Genomic DNA, 18,861 nt, shown 5'->3' on the forward strand with positions numbered 1-18,861 from the left:
GCTGAGTGGGAAGCGAAAATCATCGAACTGGCCGAAGCCCTGGACAGCTACATCCCAGAGCCAGAGCGTGCTATCGACAAGCCGTTCCTGCTGCCAATCGAAGACGTATTCTCCATCTCTGGTCGTGGTACCGTTGTTACCGGTCGTGTTGAGCGCGGTATCATCAAAGTTGGCGAAGAAGTTGAAATCGTTGGTATCAAAGACACCGTTAAGTCTACCTGTACTGGCGTTGAAATGTTCCGCAAACTGCTGGACGAAGGCCGTGCTGGTGAGAACGTAGGTGTTCTGCTGCGTGGTATCAAACGTGAAGAAATCGAACGTGGTCAGGTACTGGCTAAACCAGGCTCCATCAAGCCGCACACCCAGTTCGAATCTGAAGTGTACATCCTGAGCAAAGATGAAGGTGGTCGTCACACTCCATTCTTCAAAGGCTACCGTCCACAGTTCTACTTCCGTACTACTGACGTGACCGGTACCATCGAACTGCCAGAAGGCGTAGAGATGGTAATGCCAGGCGACAACGTGAACATGGTTGTAACCCTGATTCACCCAATCGCGATGGACGACGGTCTGCGTTTCGCAATCCGTGAAGGCGGCCGTACTGTAGGCGCTGGTGTTGTTGCTAAAGTTATCGCTTAATCGCTGATAAAGTTTGACGCGACACGCGGTAAAAGGGCATCATTTGATGCCCTTTTTCTACGCTGTGAACTAGAACCTATCTCATCAGCGATTTTGCAGTCATAATCATTGGTGAGATGGGCTCTTAAACCGTATTGACTGAATACGTCATGGCGTAAAACACCGGGATATCGCTAGTGCGGTATCCGATCGGTTTGGTTTGCCTCGCAATGCGAGGCAAAGTTGTTTGTTCTGAATCATCATTGTGACAGGTTGGTTTATGAGTGCGAATACCGAGGCTCAAGGGAGCGGACGCGGCCTGGAAGCGGCAAAGTGGCTGATCGTCGCCGTTCTGTTGGTTGTGGCTATTGTCGGTAACTATTACTACCGTGATTTAAGCCTGCCATTGCGCGCGCTGGCAGTTGTGCTGATCATCGCCGTTGCAGGTGCAGTGGCTCTGATGACCACCAAAGGCAAAGCTACCGTTGCGTTTGCCCGCGAAGCGCGTACCGAAGTACGTAAAGTGATTTGGCCAACTCGTCAGGAAACGCTACACACCACGTTGATCGTTGCCGCGGTAACCGCCGTGATGTCACTGATTCTGTGGGGGCTGGATGGTATTCTGGTCCGTCTGGTGTCGTTTATTACTGGCCTGAGGTTCTAAAATGTCTGAAGCTCCAAAAAAACGTTGGTACGTCGTTCAGGCGTTTTCCGGTTTTGAAGGTCGCGTAGCGCAATCGCTGCGTGAACACATCAAACTGCACGATATGGAAGAGCTGTTCGGCGAAGTGATGGTGCCTACGGAAGAAGTGGTTGAAATCCGTGGTGGCCAGCGTCGCAAGAGCGAGCGTAAATTCTTCCCTGGCTACGTGCTGGTGCAGATGGTGATGAATGACGCCAGCTGGCACCTGGTGCGCAGCGTACCGCGTGTCATGGGGTTCATCGGCGGTACGTCTGACCGTCCTGCGCCGATCAGCGATAAAGAAGTTGATGCGATCATGAACCGCCTGCAGCAGGTCGGTGACAAACCGCGTCCGAAAACGCTGTTCGAACCGGGCGAGCTGGTGCGCGTCAACGACGGCCCGTTTGCCGATTTCAACGGCGTGGTCGAAGAAGTCGATTACGAGAAGAGCCGCCTGAAAGTTTCCGTTTCCATCTTCGGCCGTGCAACGCCGGTGGAACTGGACTTCAGCCAGGTTGAAAAAGGCTGATCGAATAATCAGCAATAAGCGGTCCGTTGCCGCTTGTCAAAGGCGCGAAATTGAACTACAATTTCGCGCCTTTTGTTTTTAGATGCCTTGCCTGATGTTTGTCTGGCGAGGTTAAACACGGGGAGCCTCTCACGAGGCGATACTACCCAAACCGAGGAAATTTAAATGGCTAAGAAAGTACAAGCCTACGTTAAGCTGCAAGTTGCAGCTGGTATGGCTAACCCGAGCCCACCAGTGGGTCCAGCTCTGGGTCAGCAGGGCGTTAACATCATGGAATTCTGTAAGGCATTCAACGCTAAAACTGACAGCGTTGAGAAAGGTCTGCCGATTCCGGTTGTTATCACCGTTTATTCTGATCGCTCCTTCACTTTCGTTACCAAAACCCCGCCAGCAGCAGTTCTGCTGAAAAAAGCGGCTGGTATCAAGTCTGGTTCCGGTAAGCCGAACAAAGACAAAGTAGGTAAAGTGACCCGTGCTCAGGTACGTGAAATCGCAGAAACCAAAGCTGCGGACATGACTGGTTCTGACGTTGAAGCGATGACTCGCTCCATCGAAGGTACCGCTCGTTCCATGGGCCTGGTAGTGGAGGATTAAGAGATGGCTAAGCTGACCAAGCGCATGCGCGTGATCCGTGACAAAGTTGATGCTACTAAACAGTATGACATCACTGAAGCTGTTGCTCTGCTGAAAGAGCTGGCCACCGCTAAATTCGTAGAAAGCGTTGACGTTGCCGTTAACCTCGGCATCGACGCTCGTAAATCTGACCAAAACGTTCGTGGCGCTACCGTTCTGCCACACGGCACCGGTCGTTCCGTTCGCGTTGCCGTATTTACCCAAGGCGCTAACGCTGAAGCAGCGAAAGCTGCCGGCGCAGAGCTGGTAGGTATGGACGATCTGGCTGAGCAGATCAAGAAAGGCGAAATGAACTTCGACGTTGTTATTGCTTCTCCGGATGCAATGCGCGTTGTAGGTCAACTGGGCCAGATCCTGGGTCCACGCGGCCTGATGCCAAACCCGAAAGTGGGTACCGTTACTCCGAACGTTGCTGAAGCAGTGAAAAACGCTAAAGCAGGTCAGGTTCGCTACCGTAACGACAAAAACGGCATCATCCATACCACTATCGGTAAGGTTGATTTCGACGCAGACAAACTGAAAGAAAACCTGGAAGCCCTGCTGGTTGCGCTGAAAAAAGCAAAACCTTCTCAGGCGAAAGGCATGTACATCAAGAAAGTTAGCCTCTCCACCACCATGGGTGCTGGCGTTGCTATCGATCAAAGCGGTCTGTCTGCCGCAGCGAACTAATCGTGCGATTATCGCTTTGACTTGGGGCCGAGATTTGTCTAGAATCTTATGCCCCAAGGTTTTGCTATTGGCTATGCCGTAGGCAAAACAAAGATTTTTCGGTTGGAGCCTGGCCTATCCAGGCCTCCGTCCAAGACCGCAGGTGTATCGCAAGATACTTAATCCTTCCTGCGTAGACGGTGACAGAGCCTAAGAAAATTTTTCTTTTTTATAAAAGAATGTCTTTGCTGGATTCTGCTCACCGTGTTAAGCCGCTCGGCGTGGCGTTTTACAAAGCGCCGAGTGAAGTGAGTTCCGGGGGATTTTCCCCGGCTAATCCAGGAGCAAAAAGCTAATGGCATTAAATCTTCAAGACAAACAAGCGATTGTTGCTGAAGTCAGCGAAGTAGCCAAAGGCGCGCTGTCTGCGGTTGTTGCGGATTCCCGCGGCGTTACCGTAGATAAAATGACTGAACTGCGTAAAGCAGGTCGTGAAGCTGGCGTTTACATGCGTGTTGTTCGCAACACCCTGATGCGTCGCGTAGTTGAAGGCACTCCATTCGAATGCCTGAAAGACACGTTTGTCGGTCCAACCTTGATTGCATTCTCTCACGAACACCCGGGCGCTGCTGCTCGTCTGTTCAAAGAGTTCGCGAAAGCGAATGCAAAATTCGAGGTTAAAGCTGCGGCCTTTGAAGGTGAGCTGATCCCAGCGGCGCAAATCGACCGCCTGGCGACGCTGCCAACTTACGAAGAAGCGATCGCACGCCTGATGGCAACCATGAAAGAAGCCGCTGCCGGCAAACTGGTTCGCACTCTGGCTGCAGTACGCGATCAGAAAGAAGCGGCGTAAGCCACTCTTTCTTAGCCTTTGCTAACGTATTTAAACTATTTCTGAATTTTAGGAACAATTGTTATGTCTATCACTAAAGACCAAATCCTGGAAGCAGTTGCCGCTATGTCCGTAATGGACGTTGTTGAACTGGTTTCCGCTATGGAAGAAAAATTCGGCGTTTCTGCTGCTGCTGCTGTAGCTGTAGCTGCTGGCCCAGCTGAAGCTGCTGAAGAGAAAACTGAATTCGACGTTATCCTGAAAGCTGCAGGCGCTAACAAAGTTGCTGTTATCAAAGCAGTACGTGGCGCTACCGGCCTGGGTCTGAAAGAAGCTAAAGACCTGGTTGAATCTGCTCCAGCCGCTCTGAAAGAAGGCGTGAGCAAAGATGACGCAGAAGCTCTGAAAAAATCTCTGGAAGAAGCTGGCGCAGAAGTTGAAGTTAAATAAGCCAACCCTTCCGGTTGCAGCCTAGTCTTTTAGGCTGATGGCTGGTGACTTTTTAGTCACCAGCCTTTTTGCGCTGTAGGGCGCCAGTAGCGTTTCACACTGTTTGGCTGCTGGTTTCGCCTCCCAATGTTTGTTTCTATCGACGACTTAATATACCGCGGTCTTTGCACTACCAGGAGTTCTGGGGGAAGGCGCGATGAAATGGTTTAAGCGTGATAGCAAGAGATATTGCGGAAAGTGTTCCCGCTTTCCGGTCGACAAAACGGTGTTGCATGAACTGTCCCTAATCGGACGGACAGATTGGGTCACTGATCAGCGAGCTGAGGAACCCTATGGTTTACTCCTATACCGAGAAAAAACGTATTCGTAAGGATTTTGGTAAACGTCCACAAGTGCTGGACATACCATATCTCCTTTCTATCCAGCTTGACTCGTTCCAGAAGTTTATCGAGCAAGATCCAGAAGGGCAGTACGGCCTTGAAGCCGCATTCCGTTCTGTTTTCCCTATCCAGAGCTACAGTGGCAATTCGGAGCTGCAATACGTTAGCTACCGTCTTGGTGAGCCGGTCTTCGACGTCAAAGAGTGCCAGATCCGTGGTGTGACGTTCTCTGCACCGCTGCGCGTAAAACTGCGCCTGGTTATCTATGAGCGCGAAGCGCCTGAAGGTACGGTCAAAGACATCAAGGAACAAGAAGTCTACATGGGCGAAATTCCGCTCATGACCGAAAACGGCACCTTTGTGATCAACGGTACTGAGAGGGTTATCGTATCTCAGTTGCACCGTAGTCCTGGCGTATTCTTCGACAGCGATAAGGGTAAAACCCACTCCTCGGGTAAAGTGCTGTACAACGCACGCATCATCCCTTACCGCGGTTCATGGTTGGACTTCGAGTTCGATCCGAAAGACAACCTGTTCGTGCGTATTGACCGTCGCCGCAAACTGCCTGCGACCATCATTCTGCGCGCGCTGAACTACACCACTGAACAGATCCTCGACCTGTTCTTTGACAAGATCGTCTTCGAAATCCGCGACAACAAGCTGCAGATGGAGCTGGTGCCAGAGCGCCTGCGTGGTGAGACCGCTTCGTTCGATATCGAAGCCAACGGCAAGATCTACGTAGAGAAAGGCCGTCGCATCACCGCTCGTCATATCCGTCAGCTGGAAAAAGACGACATTCAGAGCATTGAAGTACCGGTAGAGTACATCGCGGGCAAAGTGGTCGCGAAAGACTATATCGATACCAATACCGGCGAACTGATCTGCGCAGCCAACATGGAGCTGTCGCTGGATCTGCTGGCCAAGCTGAGCCAGTCCGGCCACAAGCGCATCGAAACGCTGTTCACCAACGATCTGGACCACGGCGCGTACATCTCTGAAACGCTGCGTGTCGATCCGACCAACGATCGTCTGAGCTCGCTGGTAGAAATCTACCGCATGATGCGCCCTGGTGAGCCGCCAACGCGCGAAGCTGCCGAAAGCCTGTTCGAGAACCTGTTCTTCTCCGAAGACCGCTACGATCTGTCCGCGGTTGGCCGTATGAAGTTCAACCGTTCTCTGCTGCGCGACGAGATCGAAGGTTCGGGCATCCTGAGCAAAGACGACATCATCGAAGTGATGAAGAAGCTCATCGATATCCGTAACGGCAAGGGCGAAGTGGACGATATCGACCACTTGGGCAACCGTCGTATCCGCTCCGTCGGCGAAATGGCCGAGAACCAGTTCCGCGTAGGTCTGGTGCGTGTTGAGCGTGCGGTGAAAGAGCGTCTGTCTCTGGGCGATCTGGATACCCTGATGCCTCAGGACATGATCAACGCCAAACCGATTTCGGCGGCGGTGAAAGAGTTCTTCGGCTCCAGCCAGCTGTCCCAGTTCATGGACCAGAACAACCCGTTGTCCGAGATCACGCACAAGCGTCGTATCTCCGCACTGGGCCCGGGCGGTCTGACCCGTGAGCGCGCCGGCTTTGAAGTTCGAGACGTACACCCGACCCACTACGGCCGCGTGTGCCCAATCGAAACGCCGGAAGGTCCAAACATCGGTCTGATCAACTCCCTGTCCGTGTACGCACAGACTAACGAGTATGGCTTCCTGGAAACCCCGTACCGCCGCGTGCGTGACGGCGTGGTGACCGATGAAATCAACTACCTGTCTGCTATTGAAGAAGGCAACTTCGTTATCGCCCAGGCGAACTCCAACCTGGATGACGAAGGCCGCTTCGTAGAAGACCTGGTCACCTGCCGCAGCAAAGGCGAATCAAGCCTGTTCAGCCGCGACCAGGTTGACTACATGGACGTATCCACCCAACAGGTCGTTTCCGTTGGTGCCTCACTGATTCCATTCCTGGAACACGATGACGCCAACCGTGCATTGATGGGTGCGAACATGCAACGTCAGGCCGTACCAACCCTGCGCGCCGATAAGCCGCTGGTCGGTACCGGTATGGAACGCGCTGTAGCGGTTGACTCCGGCGTAACCGCCGTTGCCAAACGCGGCGGTGTGATCCAGTACGTGGATGCTTCCCGTATCGTTATCAAAGTTAACGAAGACGAGATGTACCCGGGCGAAGCAGGTATCGATATTTACAACCTGACCAAGTACACCCGTTCTAACCAGAACACCTGCATCAACCAGATGCCGTGTGTGAATCTGGGTGAGCCAATCGAGCGCGGCGACGTGCTGGCGGATGGCCCATCGACAGACCTGGGCGAACTGGCGCTCGGCCAGAACATGCGCGTAGCGTTCATGCCTTGGAACGGCTACAACTTCGAAGACTCCATCTTGGTCTCCGAGCGCGTGGTGCAGGAAGATCGCTTCACCACCATCCACATCCAGGAACTGGCGTGCGTGTCTCGCGACACCAAGCTGGGGCCTGAAGAGATCACCGCCGACATCCCTAACGTGGGTGAAGCGGCGCTCTCCAAGCTGGATGAGTCCGGTATCGTGTATATCGGTGCTGAAGTGACCGGCGGCGACATCCTGGTCGGTAAGGTAACGCCTAAAGGCGAAACCCAGCTGACGCCGGAAGAGAAACTGCTGCGTGCGATCTTCGGTGAGAAAGCGTCTGACGTTAAAGACTCTTCTCTGCGTGTGCCGAACGGCGTTTCCGGTACGGTTATCGACGTGCAGGTCTTCACCCGCGATGGCGTGGAAAAAGACAAGCGCGCGTTGGAAATCGAAGAGATGCAGCTGAAGCAGGCGAAGAAAGACCTGACTGAAGAACTGCAGATCCTGGAAGCCGGCCTGTTTGCGCGTATCCACGCGGTACTGGTTGCCGGTGGCATCGAAGCCGACAAGCTGAGCAAGCTGCCGCGCGATCGCTGGCTGGAACTGGGCCTGACCGACGAAGAGAAACAAAACCAGCTGGAGCAGCTGGCTGAGCAGTACGACGAACTGAAATCCGACTTCGAGAAGAAGCTGGAAGCCAAGCGTCGTAAGATCACTCAGGGCGACGATCTGGCGCCGGGCGTACTGAAAATCGTCAAGGTTTATCTGGCCGTTAAACGTCAGATCCAACCGGGTGACAAGATGGCGGGCCGCCACGGTAACAAGGGTGTTATCTCCAAGATCAACCCGATCGAAGATATGCCTTACGATGAAAACGGCACGCCGGTAGACATCGTACTGAACCCGCTGGGCGTACCATCACGTATGAACATCGGTCAGATCCTGGAAACCCACCTGGGTATGGCTGCGAAAGGCATCGGTGAGAAGATCAACCAGATGCTGAAGCAGCAGCAGGAAGTGGCCAAGCTGCGTGAGTTCATCCAGAAGGCCTACGATCTGGGCGACGACGTTTGCCAGAAAGTTGACCTGAACACCTTCAGCGACGACGAAGTGCTGCGTCTGGCAGAGAACCTGAAAAAAGGTATGCCGATCGCAACGCCGGTGTTTGACGGTGCGAAAGAGACTGAAATCAAGAAGCTGCTGGAAATGGGCGGTATCCCGACCTCCGGTCAGATCACGCTGTTCGATGGCCGTACCGGTGAGCAATTCGAGCGCCAGGTTACTGTCGGCTATATGTACATGCTGAAACTGAACCACTTGGTTGACGATAAAATGCACGCCCGTTCAACCGGTTCTTACAGCTTGGTTACTCAGCAGCCTCTGGGTGGTAAAGCGCAGTTCGGTGGTCAACGCTTCGGTGAGATGGAAGTGTGGGCACTGGAAGCATACGGCGCGGCTTATACCCTGCAGGAAATGCTCACCGTTAAGTCGGATGACGTTAACGGCCGTACCAAGATGTACAAAAACATCGTGGATGGCGATCACCGGATGGAGCCAGGCATGCCGGAATCCTTCAACGTACTGTTGAAAGAAATCCGCTCGCTCGGCATCAACATCGAACTGGAAGACGAGTAATCGTCATTCCGGCTCAGGCTCCCCGCCTAAGGGAGCCTGAGGGTGGTTGTTCAGGTCACACGGGTACCTACTGCGGTTGTGGGTGCCCAACAGGTTTAACTCCGACAGGAGCCAATCCGTGAAAGACTTATTGAAGTTTCTGAAAGCGCAAACTAAGACCGAAGAGTTTGATGCGATCAAGATTGCTCTGGCCTCGCCAGACATGATCCGTTCGTGGTCGTTCGGTGAAGTTAAGAAGCCGGAAACCATTAACTACCGTACGTTCAAACCAGAGCGTGACGGCCTTTTCTGCGCCCGTATCTTCGGGCCGGTAAAAGATTACGAGTGCCTGTGCGGTAAGTACAAGCGCTTGAAACACCGCGGCGTGATCTGTGAGAAGTGCGGCGTTGAAGTGACCCAGACCAAAGTGCGTCGTGAGCGCATGGGCCACATCGAGCTGGCTTCCCCGACTGCGCACATCTGGTTCCTGAAATCGCTGCCATCCCGCATCGGTTTGCTGCTGGATATGCCGCTGCGTGACATCGAACGCGTACTGTACTTCGAATCCTATGTGGTGGTCGAAGGCGGTATGACCAACCTCGAGCGTCGTCAGATCCTGACCGAAGAGCAGTATCTGGACGCGCTGGAAGAGTTCGGTGACGAATTCGACGCCAAGATGGGTGCGGAAGCCATTCAGGCCCTGTTGAAAAACATGGATCTGGAAGCCGAGTGCGAGCAGCTGCGTGAAGAGTTGAACGAAACCAACTCCGAAACCAAGCGCAAGAAACTGACCAAGCGTATCAAGCTGCTGGAAGCGTTCGTACAGTCCGGTAACAAGCCGGAGTGGATGATCCTGACCGTGCTGCCGGTACTGCCGCCGGATCTGCGCCCGCTGGTTCCGCTGGATGGCGGTCGTTTCGCGACGTCGGATCTGAACGATCTGTATCGCCGCGTGATCAACCGTAACAACCGTCTGAAACGCCTGCTGGATCTGGCTGCGCCGGACATCATCGTGCGCAACGAAAAGCGTATGCTGCAAGAAGCGGTAGACGCCCTGCTGGATAACGGCCGTCGCGGTCGTGCGATCACCGGTTCCAACAAACGCCCTCTGAAATCTTTGGCCGACATGATCAAAGGTAAGCAGGGTCGTTTCCGTCAGAACCTGCTCGGTAAACGCGTTGACTACTCAGGCCGTTCCGTTATCACCGTAGGTCCATACCTGCGTCTGCATCAGTGCGGTCTGCCTAAGAAGATGGCGTTGGAGCTGTTCAAACCGTTCATCTACGGCAAATTGGAGCTGCGTGGCCTGGCCACCACCATCAAAGCCGCCAAGAAAATGGTTGAGCGTGAAGAAGCCGTCGTTTGGGATATCCTGGACGAAGTGATTCGCGAACACCCGGTACTGCTGAACCGTGCACCAACCCTGCACCGTTTGGGTATCCAGGCGTTTGAACCGGTTCTGATCGAAGGTAAAGCGATCCAGCTGCACCCGCTGGTTTGTGCGGCATATAACGCCGACTTCGATGGTGACCAGATGGCCGTTCACGTACCGCTGACGCTGGAAGCCCAGCTGGAAGCGCGTGCGCTGATGATGTCCACCAACAACATCCTGTCCCCAGCGAACGGCGAGCCAATCATCGTTCCTTCTCAGGACGTTGTACTGGGTCTGTACTACATGACCCGCGACTGTGTTAACGCCAAAGGCGAAGGCATGGTGCTGAACGGTTCCAAAGAAGCTGAGCGTGTTTACCGCGCCGGCCTGGCGTCGCTGCATGCGCGCGTTAAAGTGCGTATCACCGAAGACGTCAAGAACGCCGAAGGCGAGTGGACCTCTCAGACCAGCATCATCGACACCACCATCGGCCGCGCCATCCTGTGGATGATCGTACCGAAAGGTCTGCCGTACGCGATCGTTAACCAGCCTTTGGGCAAGAAAGCGATCTCCAAGATGCTGAACACCTGTTACCGCATCCTGGGCCTGAAGCCGACCGTTATCTTTGCTGACCAGATCATGTACACCGGCTTTGCTTACGCAGCCCGTTCCGGCGCTTCCGTAGGTATCGACGACATGGTTATCCCGGCCAAGAAGGCGGAGATCATCGAAGAAGCGGAAACCGAAGTTGCCGAGATCCAGGAGCAGTTCCAGTCTGGTCTGGTGACCGCCGGCGAACGCTACAACAAAGTGATCGATATCTGGGCTGCCGCGAACGAACGCGTTGCGAAAGCGATGATGGAAAACCTGTCGGTAGAAGACGTGGTTAACCGTGACGGCGAAGTGGAACAGCAAGTTTCCTTCAACAGCATCTTTATGATGGCCGACTCCGGTGCGCGTGGTTCCGCCGCTCAGATTCGTCAGCTGGCCGGTATGCGTGGTCTGATGGCGAAGCCGGACGGCTCCATCATCGAAACGCCAATCACCGCGAACTTCCGTGAAGGTCTGAACGTACTCCAGTACTTCATCTCCACTCACGGTGCTCGTAAAGGTCTGGCGGATACCGCACTGAAAACCGCGAACTCCGGTTATCTGACCCGTCGTCTGGTTGACGTGGCGCAGGACCTGGTGGTGACCGAAGACGACTGTGGCACCCACGACGGCATCCTGATGACTCCGGTTATCGAAGGTGGCGACGTGAAAGAGCCGCTGCGTGAACGCGTTCTGGGCCGTGTGACGGCAGAAGACGTCCTCAAGCCGGGTACGGCGGACATTCTGGTGCCGCGCAACACCCTGCTGAACGAGAAGGCGTGTGACCTGTTGGAAGAGAACTCTGTCGACAGCGTTAAAGTCCGTTCCGTGGTGAGCTGTGAAACCGACTTCGGTGTGTGTGCAAACTGCTACGGTCGCGACCTGGCACGTGGCCACATCATCAACAAAGGTGAAGCCATCGGCGTTATCGCGGCACAGTCCATCGGTGAGCCGGGTACACAGCTGACGATGCGTACGTTCCACATCGGTGGTGCGGCATCTCGTGCGGCTGCTGAATCCAGCATTCAGGTGAAAAACAAGGGTAGCATCAAGCTGAGCAACGCGAAGTTCGTTATGAACGCCGCAGGCAAGCTGGTGATCACCTCGCGTAACACCGAACTGAAACTGATCGACGAATTCGGCCGTACCAAAGAAAGCTACAAGGTGCCTTACGGCGCCGTGATGGGCAAAGGCGACGGTGAAGAAGTTAACGGCGGCGAAACCGTTGCTAACTGGGATCCGCACACCATGCCGGTCATCAGTGAAGTCAGCGGCTTCATTCGCTTCGCCGACATGGTCGACGGCCAGACGATTACTCGTCAGACCGACGAACTGACCGGTTTGTCTTCTCTGGTTGTCCTGGACAGCGCAGAGCGTACCGGTAGCGGTAAAGACCTGCGTCCGGCACTGAAAATCGTTGACGCTAAGGGCGAAGACGTATTGATCCCAGGTACTGATATGCCTGCTCAATACTTCCTGCCGGGCAAAGCGATCGTTCAGCTGGAAGACGGCATTCAGATCGGTGCGGGTGATACCCTGGCGCGTATTCCTCAGGAATCCGGCGGTACCAAGGATATTACCGGTGGTCTGCCGCGCGTTGCCGACCTGTTCGAAGCGCGTCGTCCGAAAGAGCCGGCAATCCTGGCTGAAATCAGCGGGATTATCTCGTTCGGTAAAGAGACCAAAGGCAAACGTCGCCTGGTGATTTCTCCGCTGGACGGCAGCGACGCTTACGAAGAGATGATTCCGAAATGGCGTCAGCTCAACGTGTTCGAAGGCGAAGTGGTGGAACGTGGCGACGTCGTCTCCGACGGCCCAGAGTCTCCGCACGACATTCTGCGTCTGCGTGGCGTGCATGCGGTTACCCGCTACATCACCAACGAAGTGCAGGAAGTTTACCGTCTGCAAGGCGTTAAGATTAACGATAAGCACATCGAAGTTATCGTTCGTCAGATGCTGCGTAAAGGCACTATCGTTAGCGCTGGTGGCTCCGAGTTCCTGGAAGGCGAGCAGGCTGAAGTGTCTCGCGTCAAGATTGCCAACCGTCAGCTGGAAGCTGAAGGTAAGATCCCGGCAACCTTCTCGCGCGATCTGCTGGGTATCACCAAGGCTTCCTTGGCGACCGAGTCCTTCATCTCCGCCGCATCGTTCCAGGAAACAACGCGCGTTCTGACCGAAGCTGCCGTAGCCGGCAAGCGCGACGAACTGCGTGGCCTGAAAGAGAACGTCATCGTGGGCCGTCTGATCCCAGCCGGTACCGGTTACGCTTATCATCAGGATCGCATGCGTCGTCGTGCTCAGGGCGAAGCGCCGGTTGTTCCGCAAGTCAGCGCGGAAGAAGCGACCGCGAACCTGGCCGAACTGCTCAACGCAGGTCTGGGCGGCAGCGACGACGAGTAATCGTCATCCGCGCCGTGGGCCCGCTACGCCGGGCCTATCGCCAGATAAACCGCTCCCTCGGGGGCGGTTTTTTTTCGCCTCGCGCCGGGTTATGACAAACTTTGCTACTATGGTTACAGCAGAAATTGACCGGCGCTTTTTACCTGACAACCAAGGACAGTACGAAACATGGACAGCCTCATTACCTTCGAAAAACTGACGGCGAAACACCTGCCTTACCTGTATGAGATCCGCTTTTCCGTCGAAGAGAACCTGCTGCATCCGCATCAGATCCAGTATCTGCAGCGCAAGCAGGCGCTGGAAGACATCAACCAGGGCGGTGGCTGGATCTGCAAGTATGGCGAGGACTATGCCGGCGTTGGATTCGGGTTGTTCATCCCCGAACCGTTGATCGGCGGACTGTTCGTGAAGCCGGAATACCAATCAATGGGAATGGGTTCTGCCTTGCTGGCGCGCGTCACTGCCTGGATGTTTGAGCACGGCGCCGAAGCCATTCACTTAACCACCGATCCCGGCTCTAAAGCCGAAGGTTTTTATCAACATCACGGTTGGGATGTGATCGGGCGGGATGAGTTCGGTCAGGCGGAGCTGGTGAAACGCAAAGAGGGTGAATAATGAAAATCAAAGGATTGATGACGTTACTGCTGCTTTCGCTGTTCAGCGCGCCGCTGTACGCGGCCGTTGACTTTTTTTACCTGAAGCCGGCGGACGGCGAGAAGATCAAGGTCACCCGACAGATGCTGGAGGCGATGCCGTCGCACACGATTAAAACCTCGACCAATTTCACCCCGGAAGAGGCGTTCACCGGCGTTGAGTTTTCGGAGCTGGTGAAAGCGTACCATCTGCAAGGGAAGTCGGTGCGTGCCTTCGCGTGGGACGACTATTCCTATTCGATGCCGATTGACGAGATGATTAAATATCGCGTGATTGTCGCCTATCTGCGCGGCGGTAAGCCGATCGACGTGGGGGAGCTGGGGCCGTTCGCCATTATCTATCCGCGCGATCAATACCCCGAGCTGAATAACCTGGACGTGAACGCGAAAACCGTCTGGCAAGTCAAACGGCTGGAGATTAAATGAGATGAGCAAGAAACTGATCGGTACTCTTATCGCGTTGGTTGCCATCTTCTCCTTATTAATTTTGCTGATTGCCATTAACTTCGGTGGCGTAAAAGAGCGCTATAAGCAGATCGAACCCAATCTGGATAACTACTCGGTGGCCGAGATCCTGTTTCTGGCGTTTGAAAGAACCAAAACTGCGCTGCTGCTCAGTGAAAACGACGACTACGACGCTTTCCTGATCAAAAAGAAAATATTTTACTCGAAGATCCAAATCCTGGAGAGCCGCTCCACCTTCAGCGACTCTTTCTATTACGACGACGAATTTATCAAGAACGTCGCTCTGCTGAAGCAACAGTACCGAACGCTGGGCGATCTTTCCGGCGGTTTGCTGGCAGGGCGGAAAAGCAAGGCGGATATCCTCGCTTATATGGATGACATCGAGGGCACGTTGGTCGATATCCAGGAGATTATTTATCGGATACAAATTAAAAACTTCACCGAGGTTAAAGGCATCATCCAGGATAATTCGAGAAAAGCCGAGATGTTCGCCGTCTTATCGCTGATTTTGGTGTTCCTGATGATGTTCCTGGTGGTGAGAAACGCCTTCTCGTTAAAAGAGATCATCAAGAACAAGAACATCTTTATCTCATCCATCTACCATGAAATCGCCGGTTCGACGCAGGCCATCGTCATCGCCGCGGATATCATGGAGCACGAGCTGGCGCAGGAAGAGCTGAAAAAGGAGGCTCGCCTGATCTCCTACCACGGCAACAAGATCGCCGAACAAACGCGCGAGGTGATGGATTATTCGCGGTTTGAAATGGGGGAGGTCAACGTCAATATTTCCACCTTTCGGCTGCATGAGGTGGTGGACGATGCCATGACCAGTATCAGCGCCGGGCGCGGTAATCGCATCGTGGTGCGTCGTTCATCCTATGTTGGTTTGATTTGCTCCGACAAATACAAGCTCTACCGAATATTGGCCAATCTGCTCAGCAACGCGGACAAATTTACTCACCACGGCGCGATCATCCTCAACGTGAAGGTGTGCCACGGCAATCTGTATTTATGGGTAAAAGACAACGGCATCGGATTTAACGTTAATAATCTGGAACGGTTGTACAAGGCGTTCAATCAGGGAGTAGAAAGGGAAACACGGCAGGGGCTGGGGCTGGGGCTGACCATTATCAAGAATTATGTGACGACGCTGAAAGGCGCCATCAGAGTCAAATCCACCGAAGGCGTTGGTTCATCGTTTTTCATCCGCATTCCGGTCAAACTAATTAAAGAATAAATTCGACAACAGCAGTGAGGAGATAATCAGCGGTTTGGTCGGTTTTTCCACCAGGTGCACGTCATAGTGCAGGATCATATCGCCGATATTCTTCTCATAGTGATTCAGCTGGCCGGTCAGAATGATGATGCGCGCATGCGGATCGAGAGTGTCCTTTATTTTCTTCACGACGCGTTCTGAGGTTTCGCCGAAGTCCAACAGCCAGTCCAGAATAAACGCCTCAAAGGACTGTTGCTCAAGTGCGGCCAGCATGGCATCCGCCGTTTGAAAGGTCTCGGTCTCAATGCCGTAGCGGCAGGCGATTTTCTTCAACAGCTCGAGGATATCGCTGTCGTTGTCCAGGATCGCGATGCGCGGCGCCGGCAGAAAGTCTATCTTGTTGACTCTGTACAGCGGTACGTCGGCCTGCGTATCCCGGCTGGTATTGATGATGAAAAGGTCATCTTTTTTGTAGGCGTAGGTTTCGTCGTCGTCCAGCTGTGTCACCGGGTGTTCGTCGACTTCAACCTTACAGCGTTTGTGAATGCTGTTCATGATAAAAACGCCGTTATGCGTTCTTTGGCCGGCGAATGGCTCGTTGAAGTACTGAAACACCTTTCTGACTTCGTCGAGGGTGATGCCCCTTTTACCATCCAGCTTCTGCTTGGCGCTGTTGTACTGAAGGTTCAGTATGTTGGCCATCGTGGAGGCATGTTTTCTGTCGCCAACCCCTTTAAGAGTGAGCAACGCGCTGATTGCATCGATGTAATTTGGCGTTTTCTTCATGACAACCTTGGCTTTTTTGATGTTGACCGCGAGCGTGGCAAATCTGCGCGAGGACCCGTGCTGGATTATAGATGATGCCCCGGAGGTTGCGGTGATATCAGTTTGATTTTCCTTGGCAAACTCAGAATACACTCGATATCAAATAAAAAAACACTCAAAAGACATTCACATTTAATCGTTTGTATGGTTAATTAGCGCACATACTGTGTGATTCGCGTCCTGGGGGGGTTGCCAGTCTCACAAAATAAACCGCCTGCTCTTGTCTGTAAGCAGGGAGCAGGCGGCAAAAAAACGCGACGGCCAACACCAGGGCCATTGGCAGTATCGGGGATTACCCCTCGAGTCACTTTTCGTCTCCGCATCGACTTTTTCCTCGTTCTGCCGTTCTCTGCCGCAACGGGCTCCATTGAAAAACACTCTGCGTGAGTGCTGAACACCGCTATTCCCTCATCATGCCCGTCACCTGAGCCGATAAAACCGCCTGTTCGTGCGTGCCCTCAGGCGCAGGTTCCAGGATGGCCGTTGGTGAGGAACCGGAGTCGCGCAAGAGCGTCTGTGCGCGATCCGGGGTTGGATAAGGCGGGGCCATCGAGAGGGTAACGGCCCCGGCCGACACCGGGTTTGGCGGTCGGCAACGTCACTATAATCGGCGCGTTTGCCGGCGCCAGCGCCACCGTTCGGCATTGCGCGGCCGCTCCAGCGTTTTCTTCGCACGGCGGTAAACGTTGCCGCTTATTGCGCGCTGCGTCCCAGATAATCGTCCCAGTCTTTCCACACCGGCTGCAGCCCGGCGTTGCTGATGGCCTCGGCGACCTGCTGCGGCGTGCGGCCGTCGTGCGGCTCGAACTGTTCCAGCTCAGGCGGTACGTCGTCGGCATAGCCGCCGGGTTGCGTCTTGGATCCGGCGCTGACGCTATTGATCGCCACCGGGATCATATGATCGCGGAAGTACGGCGACTCCCGGGTAGACAGCGACAGCTCAACGTCCGGCGCGAACAGCCGGAAGGCGCAGATCAGCTGCACCAGCTGAGGCTCACTCATGATAGACGCGGGCTCAATGCCGCCGGCGCAGGGGCGCAGGCGTGGGAACGAGATCGAGTAGCGGCTCTGCCAATAGGTTTGCTGCAGGTAGAACAGGTGTTCCGCCAGCAGATAGCAGTCGGTTCGCCAGCTGTGGGACAGGCCGATTAACGCGCCGAGGCCTATCTTGTCGATCCCGGCGCGCCCCAGGCGATCCGGCGTGGCCAGGCGCCAATGGAAATCCTGTTTCTGGCCGCGCAGGTGGTGCTGCAGATAGGTGGCCGGATGGTAGGTTTCCTGATACACCAGCACGCCGTCCAGGCCCAGCGTTTTCAGTTCGGCGTATTCCTCCTGTGCCAGCGGCTGCACTTCCATCATCAGCGAGCTGAAGTGGCGGCGGATCGCCGGAATGTGCTGGCGGAAATAGTCCATGCCGACCTTGGTCTGATGTTCGCCGGTGACCAGCAACAGATGTTCGAACCCCAGCGCCTTGATGGCTTCGCACTCGCGTGCAATCTCCGCCGCATCCAGCGTTTTGCGCTTGATGCGGTTGCTCATCGAAAAGCCGCAGTAGGTGCAGTCGTTGGCGCACAGGTTGGACAGGTACAGCGGCACATAGAAGCTAACGACGTTGCCGAACCGCTGACGGGTCAGCAACTGCGCGCGTTGCGCCAACGGTTCCAGATACGGCGCGGCCGCGGGGGAGATCAGCGCCATAAAGTCGTCGCGCGTCAGCTTGTCGGCGTTCAATGCGCGTTCCACGTCGCGCGCCGTTTTGCCGTTGATGCGCAGCGTAATGTCGTCCCAGTCCAGCTGTTGCCAGCGGCTACTGAAATCGTCGGTCATCACTGCGCCTCCTCTGGCTGGCTGAGGAAAGCGGTCAGCGGGCTGGACGCGACCGCGCCGCGCTGGCTGGAGCCTAATCCGGCGCTGCGTGCCAGCTCGCCGGCCTCCAGCGCCAGGCGAAATGCCCGCGCCATCTGCACCGGATCGCGCGCCACGGCGATGGCGGTATTCACCAGCACCGCGTCGGCGCCCAGCTCCATCGCTTCCAGCGCGTGGCTTGGCGCGCCGATGCCGGCGTCTACCACCACCGGCACCTTAGCTTGCTCGATGATGATTTCGAGGAAGTCACGGGTGCGCAGACCGCGGTTGGAGCCGATAGGGGCGCCGAGCGGCATCACCACTGCGCATCCCACTTCTTCCAGCCGTTTGCACAGCACCGGATCGGCGCCGCAGTAGGGCAGCACCACAAAACCGTCTTTCACCAGCGTTTCCGCCGCCTTCAGCGTTTCTATCGGATCCGGCAGCAGGTATTTCACATCGGGATGGATCTCCAGCTTCACCCAGTGGGTGCCGAGCGCTTCGCGCGCCAGTCGGGCGGCGAACACCGCTTCGGCGGCCGTTTTGGCGCCGGAGGTATTGGGCAACAGCCTGACGCCCAACTGTTGCAGCGGCGCCAAAATGGCGTCGTTGCCGCCGCGCAGATCGACGCGCTTCATGGCCATGGTCACCAGCTGTGAGCCGGAGGCCGCCAGCGCCTCCAACATCAGCGCCGGGGTGGCGAACTTGCCGGTGCCGGTGAACAGGCGCGAGGTAAAAGTGGTATCGGAGATTTTCAGCATG

At 55.0% G+C, this 18,861-nt stretch carries 15 protein-coding genes; 12 read left to right on the forward strand and 3 right to left on the reverse strand.

All coding sequences use genetic code 11. From position 1 onward, the window contains the following. From ACJ8M3_RS24280 to ACJ8M3_RS24335, 12 genes are all read left to right on the forward strand, one after another. On the forward strand, positions 1–639 hold a 639-nt coding region (locus tag ACJ8M3_RS24280), incomplete at its 5' end, for an EF-Tu/IF-2/RF-3 family GTPase (protein ID WP_438929720.1). A 259-nt stretch (positions 640–898) separates the two neighbouring features. Continuing rightward, positions 899–1,282: a preprotein translocase subunit SecE gene (gene secE / locus ACJ8M3_RS24285; protein WP_004929916.1), complete on the forward strand. Its 384-nt coding sequence runs from the start codon at positions 899–901 to the stop codon at positions 1,280–1,282. 1 nt (position 1,283) lies between these two features. Continuing rightward, positions 1,284–1,829, forward strand: coding sequence for a transcription termination/antitermination protein NusG (gene nusG, locus ACJ8M3_RS24290; protein ID WP_004929914.1), 546 nt, complete (start codon positions 1,284–1,286; stop codon positions 1,827–1,829). Positions 1,830–1,994: 165 nt separating this feature from the next. Further along, on the forward strand, positions 1,995–2,423 hold the full coding sequence (gene rplK, locus ACJ8M3_RS24295; protein WP_015376316.1) for a 50S ribosomal protein L11: 429 nt from the start codon (positions 1,995–1,997) through the stop codon (positions 2,421–2,423). A gap of 3 nt (positions 2,424–2,426) precedes the next feature. After that, positions 2,427–3,131 (forward strand): 50S ribosomal protein L1, encoded by a 705-nt coding sequence (rplA, locus tag ACJ8M3_RS24300; RefSeq protein WP_004929908.1) that lies wholly within the window; start codon positions 2,427–2,429, stop codon positions 3,129–3,131. Positions 3,132–3,465: 334 nt separating this feature from the next. Then, positions 3,466–3,963: a 50S ribosomal protein L10 gene (rplJ, locus tag ACJ8M3_RS24305; RefSeq protein ID WP_004929905.1), complete on the forward strand. Its 498-nt coding sequence runs from the start codon at positions 3,466–3,468 to the stop codon at positions 3,961–3,963. 63 nt (positions 3,964–4,026) lie between these two features. After that, on the forward strand, positions 4,027–4,392 hold the full coding sequence (rplL, locus tag ACJ8M3_RS24310) for a 50S ribosomal protein L7/L12 (RefSeq protein ID WP_004929903.1): 366 nt from the start codon (positions 4,027–4,029) through the stop codon (positions 4,390–4,392). Between the two features lie 332 nt (positions 4,393–4,724). After that, positions 4,725–8,753 carry a DNA-directed RNA polymerase subunit beta gene (gene rpoB / locus ACJ8M3_RS24315; protein WP_047024913.1) on the forward strand — a complete coding sequence of 1,343 codons (4,029 nt, stop codon included), beginning with the start codon at positions 4,725–4,727 and terminating at the stop codon, positions 8,751–8,753. A 118-nt stretch (positions 8,754–8,871) separates the two neighbouring features. Then, a complete protein-coding gene (gene rpoC / locus ACJ8M3_RS24320; protein ID WP_033644357.1) occupies positions 8,872–13,095 on the forward strand; it encodes a DNA-directed RNA polymerase subunit beta' in 4,224 nt (1,407 codons plus the stop codon). A gap of 168 nt (positions 13,096–13,263) precedes the next feature. Then, positions 13,264–13,710, forward strand: a complete 447-nt coding sequence (locus ACJ8M3_RS24325) for a GNAT family N-acetyltransferase (protein WP_033652702.1) — start codon at positions 13,264–13,266, stop codon at positions 13,708–13,710. Beyond that, a complete protein-coding gene (locus ACJ8M3_RS24330; protein WP_047024912.1) occupies positions 13,710–14,174 on the forward strand; it encodes an oxidoreductase in 465 nt (154 codons plus the stop codon). Before ACJ8M3_RS24325 ends, ACJ8M3_RS24330 begins: the two co-directional genes overlap by 1 nt. A gap of 1 nt (position 14,175) precedes the next feature. Further along, a complete protein-coding gene (locus ACJ8M3_RS24335) occupies positions 14,176–15,450 on the forward strand; it encodes a sensor histidine kinase (protein WP_047573080.1) in 1,275 nt (424 codons plus the stop codon). Here ACJ8M3_RS24335 and ACJ8M3_RS24340 read toward each other — a convergent pair. The 3 genes from ACJ8M3_RS24340 to ACJ8M3_RS24350 all read right to left on the reverse strand — a co-directional run bounded on the left by ACJ8M3_RS24340 (position 15,436) and on the right by ACJ8M3_RS24350 (position 18,860). Continuing rightward, positions 15,436–16,131 carry a response regulator gene (locus ACJ8M3_RS24340; protein WP_033644361.1) on the reverse strand — a complete coding sequence of 232 codons (696 nt, stop codon included), beginning with the start codon at positions 16,129–16,131 and terminating at the stop codon, positions 15,436–15,438. The two genes, ACJ8M3_RS24335 and ACJ8M3_RS24340, sit on opposite strands and share 15 nt — an antisense overlap. 816 nt (positions 16,132–16,947) lie before the next feature. Then, positions 16,948–18,081, reverse strand: coding sequence for a 2-iminoacetate synthase ThiH (gene thiH, locus ACJ8M3_RS24345; RefSeq protein WP_033644362.1), 1,134 nt, complete (start codon positions 18,079–18,081; stop codon positions 16,948–16,950). Continuing rightward, positions 18,081–18,860 (reverse strand): thiazole synthase, encoded by a 780-nt coding sequence (locus ACJ8M3_RS24350; protein WP_442514781.1) that lies wholly within the window; start codon positions 18,858–18,860, stop codon positions 18,081–18,083. The genes thiH and ACJ8M3_RS24350 overlap by 1 nt, the downstream gene beginning before the upstream one ends. Position 18,861 lies beyond the last annotated feature (1 nt).

It is taken from the genome of Serratia sp. CY55921, assembly GCF_052167655.1.
GTDB lineage: Bacteria > Pseudomonadota > Gammaproteobacteria > Enterobacterales > Enterobacteriaceae > Serratia > Serratia ureilytica.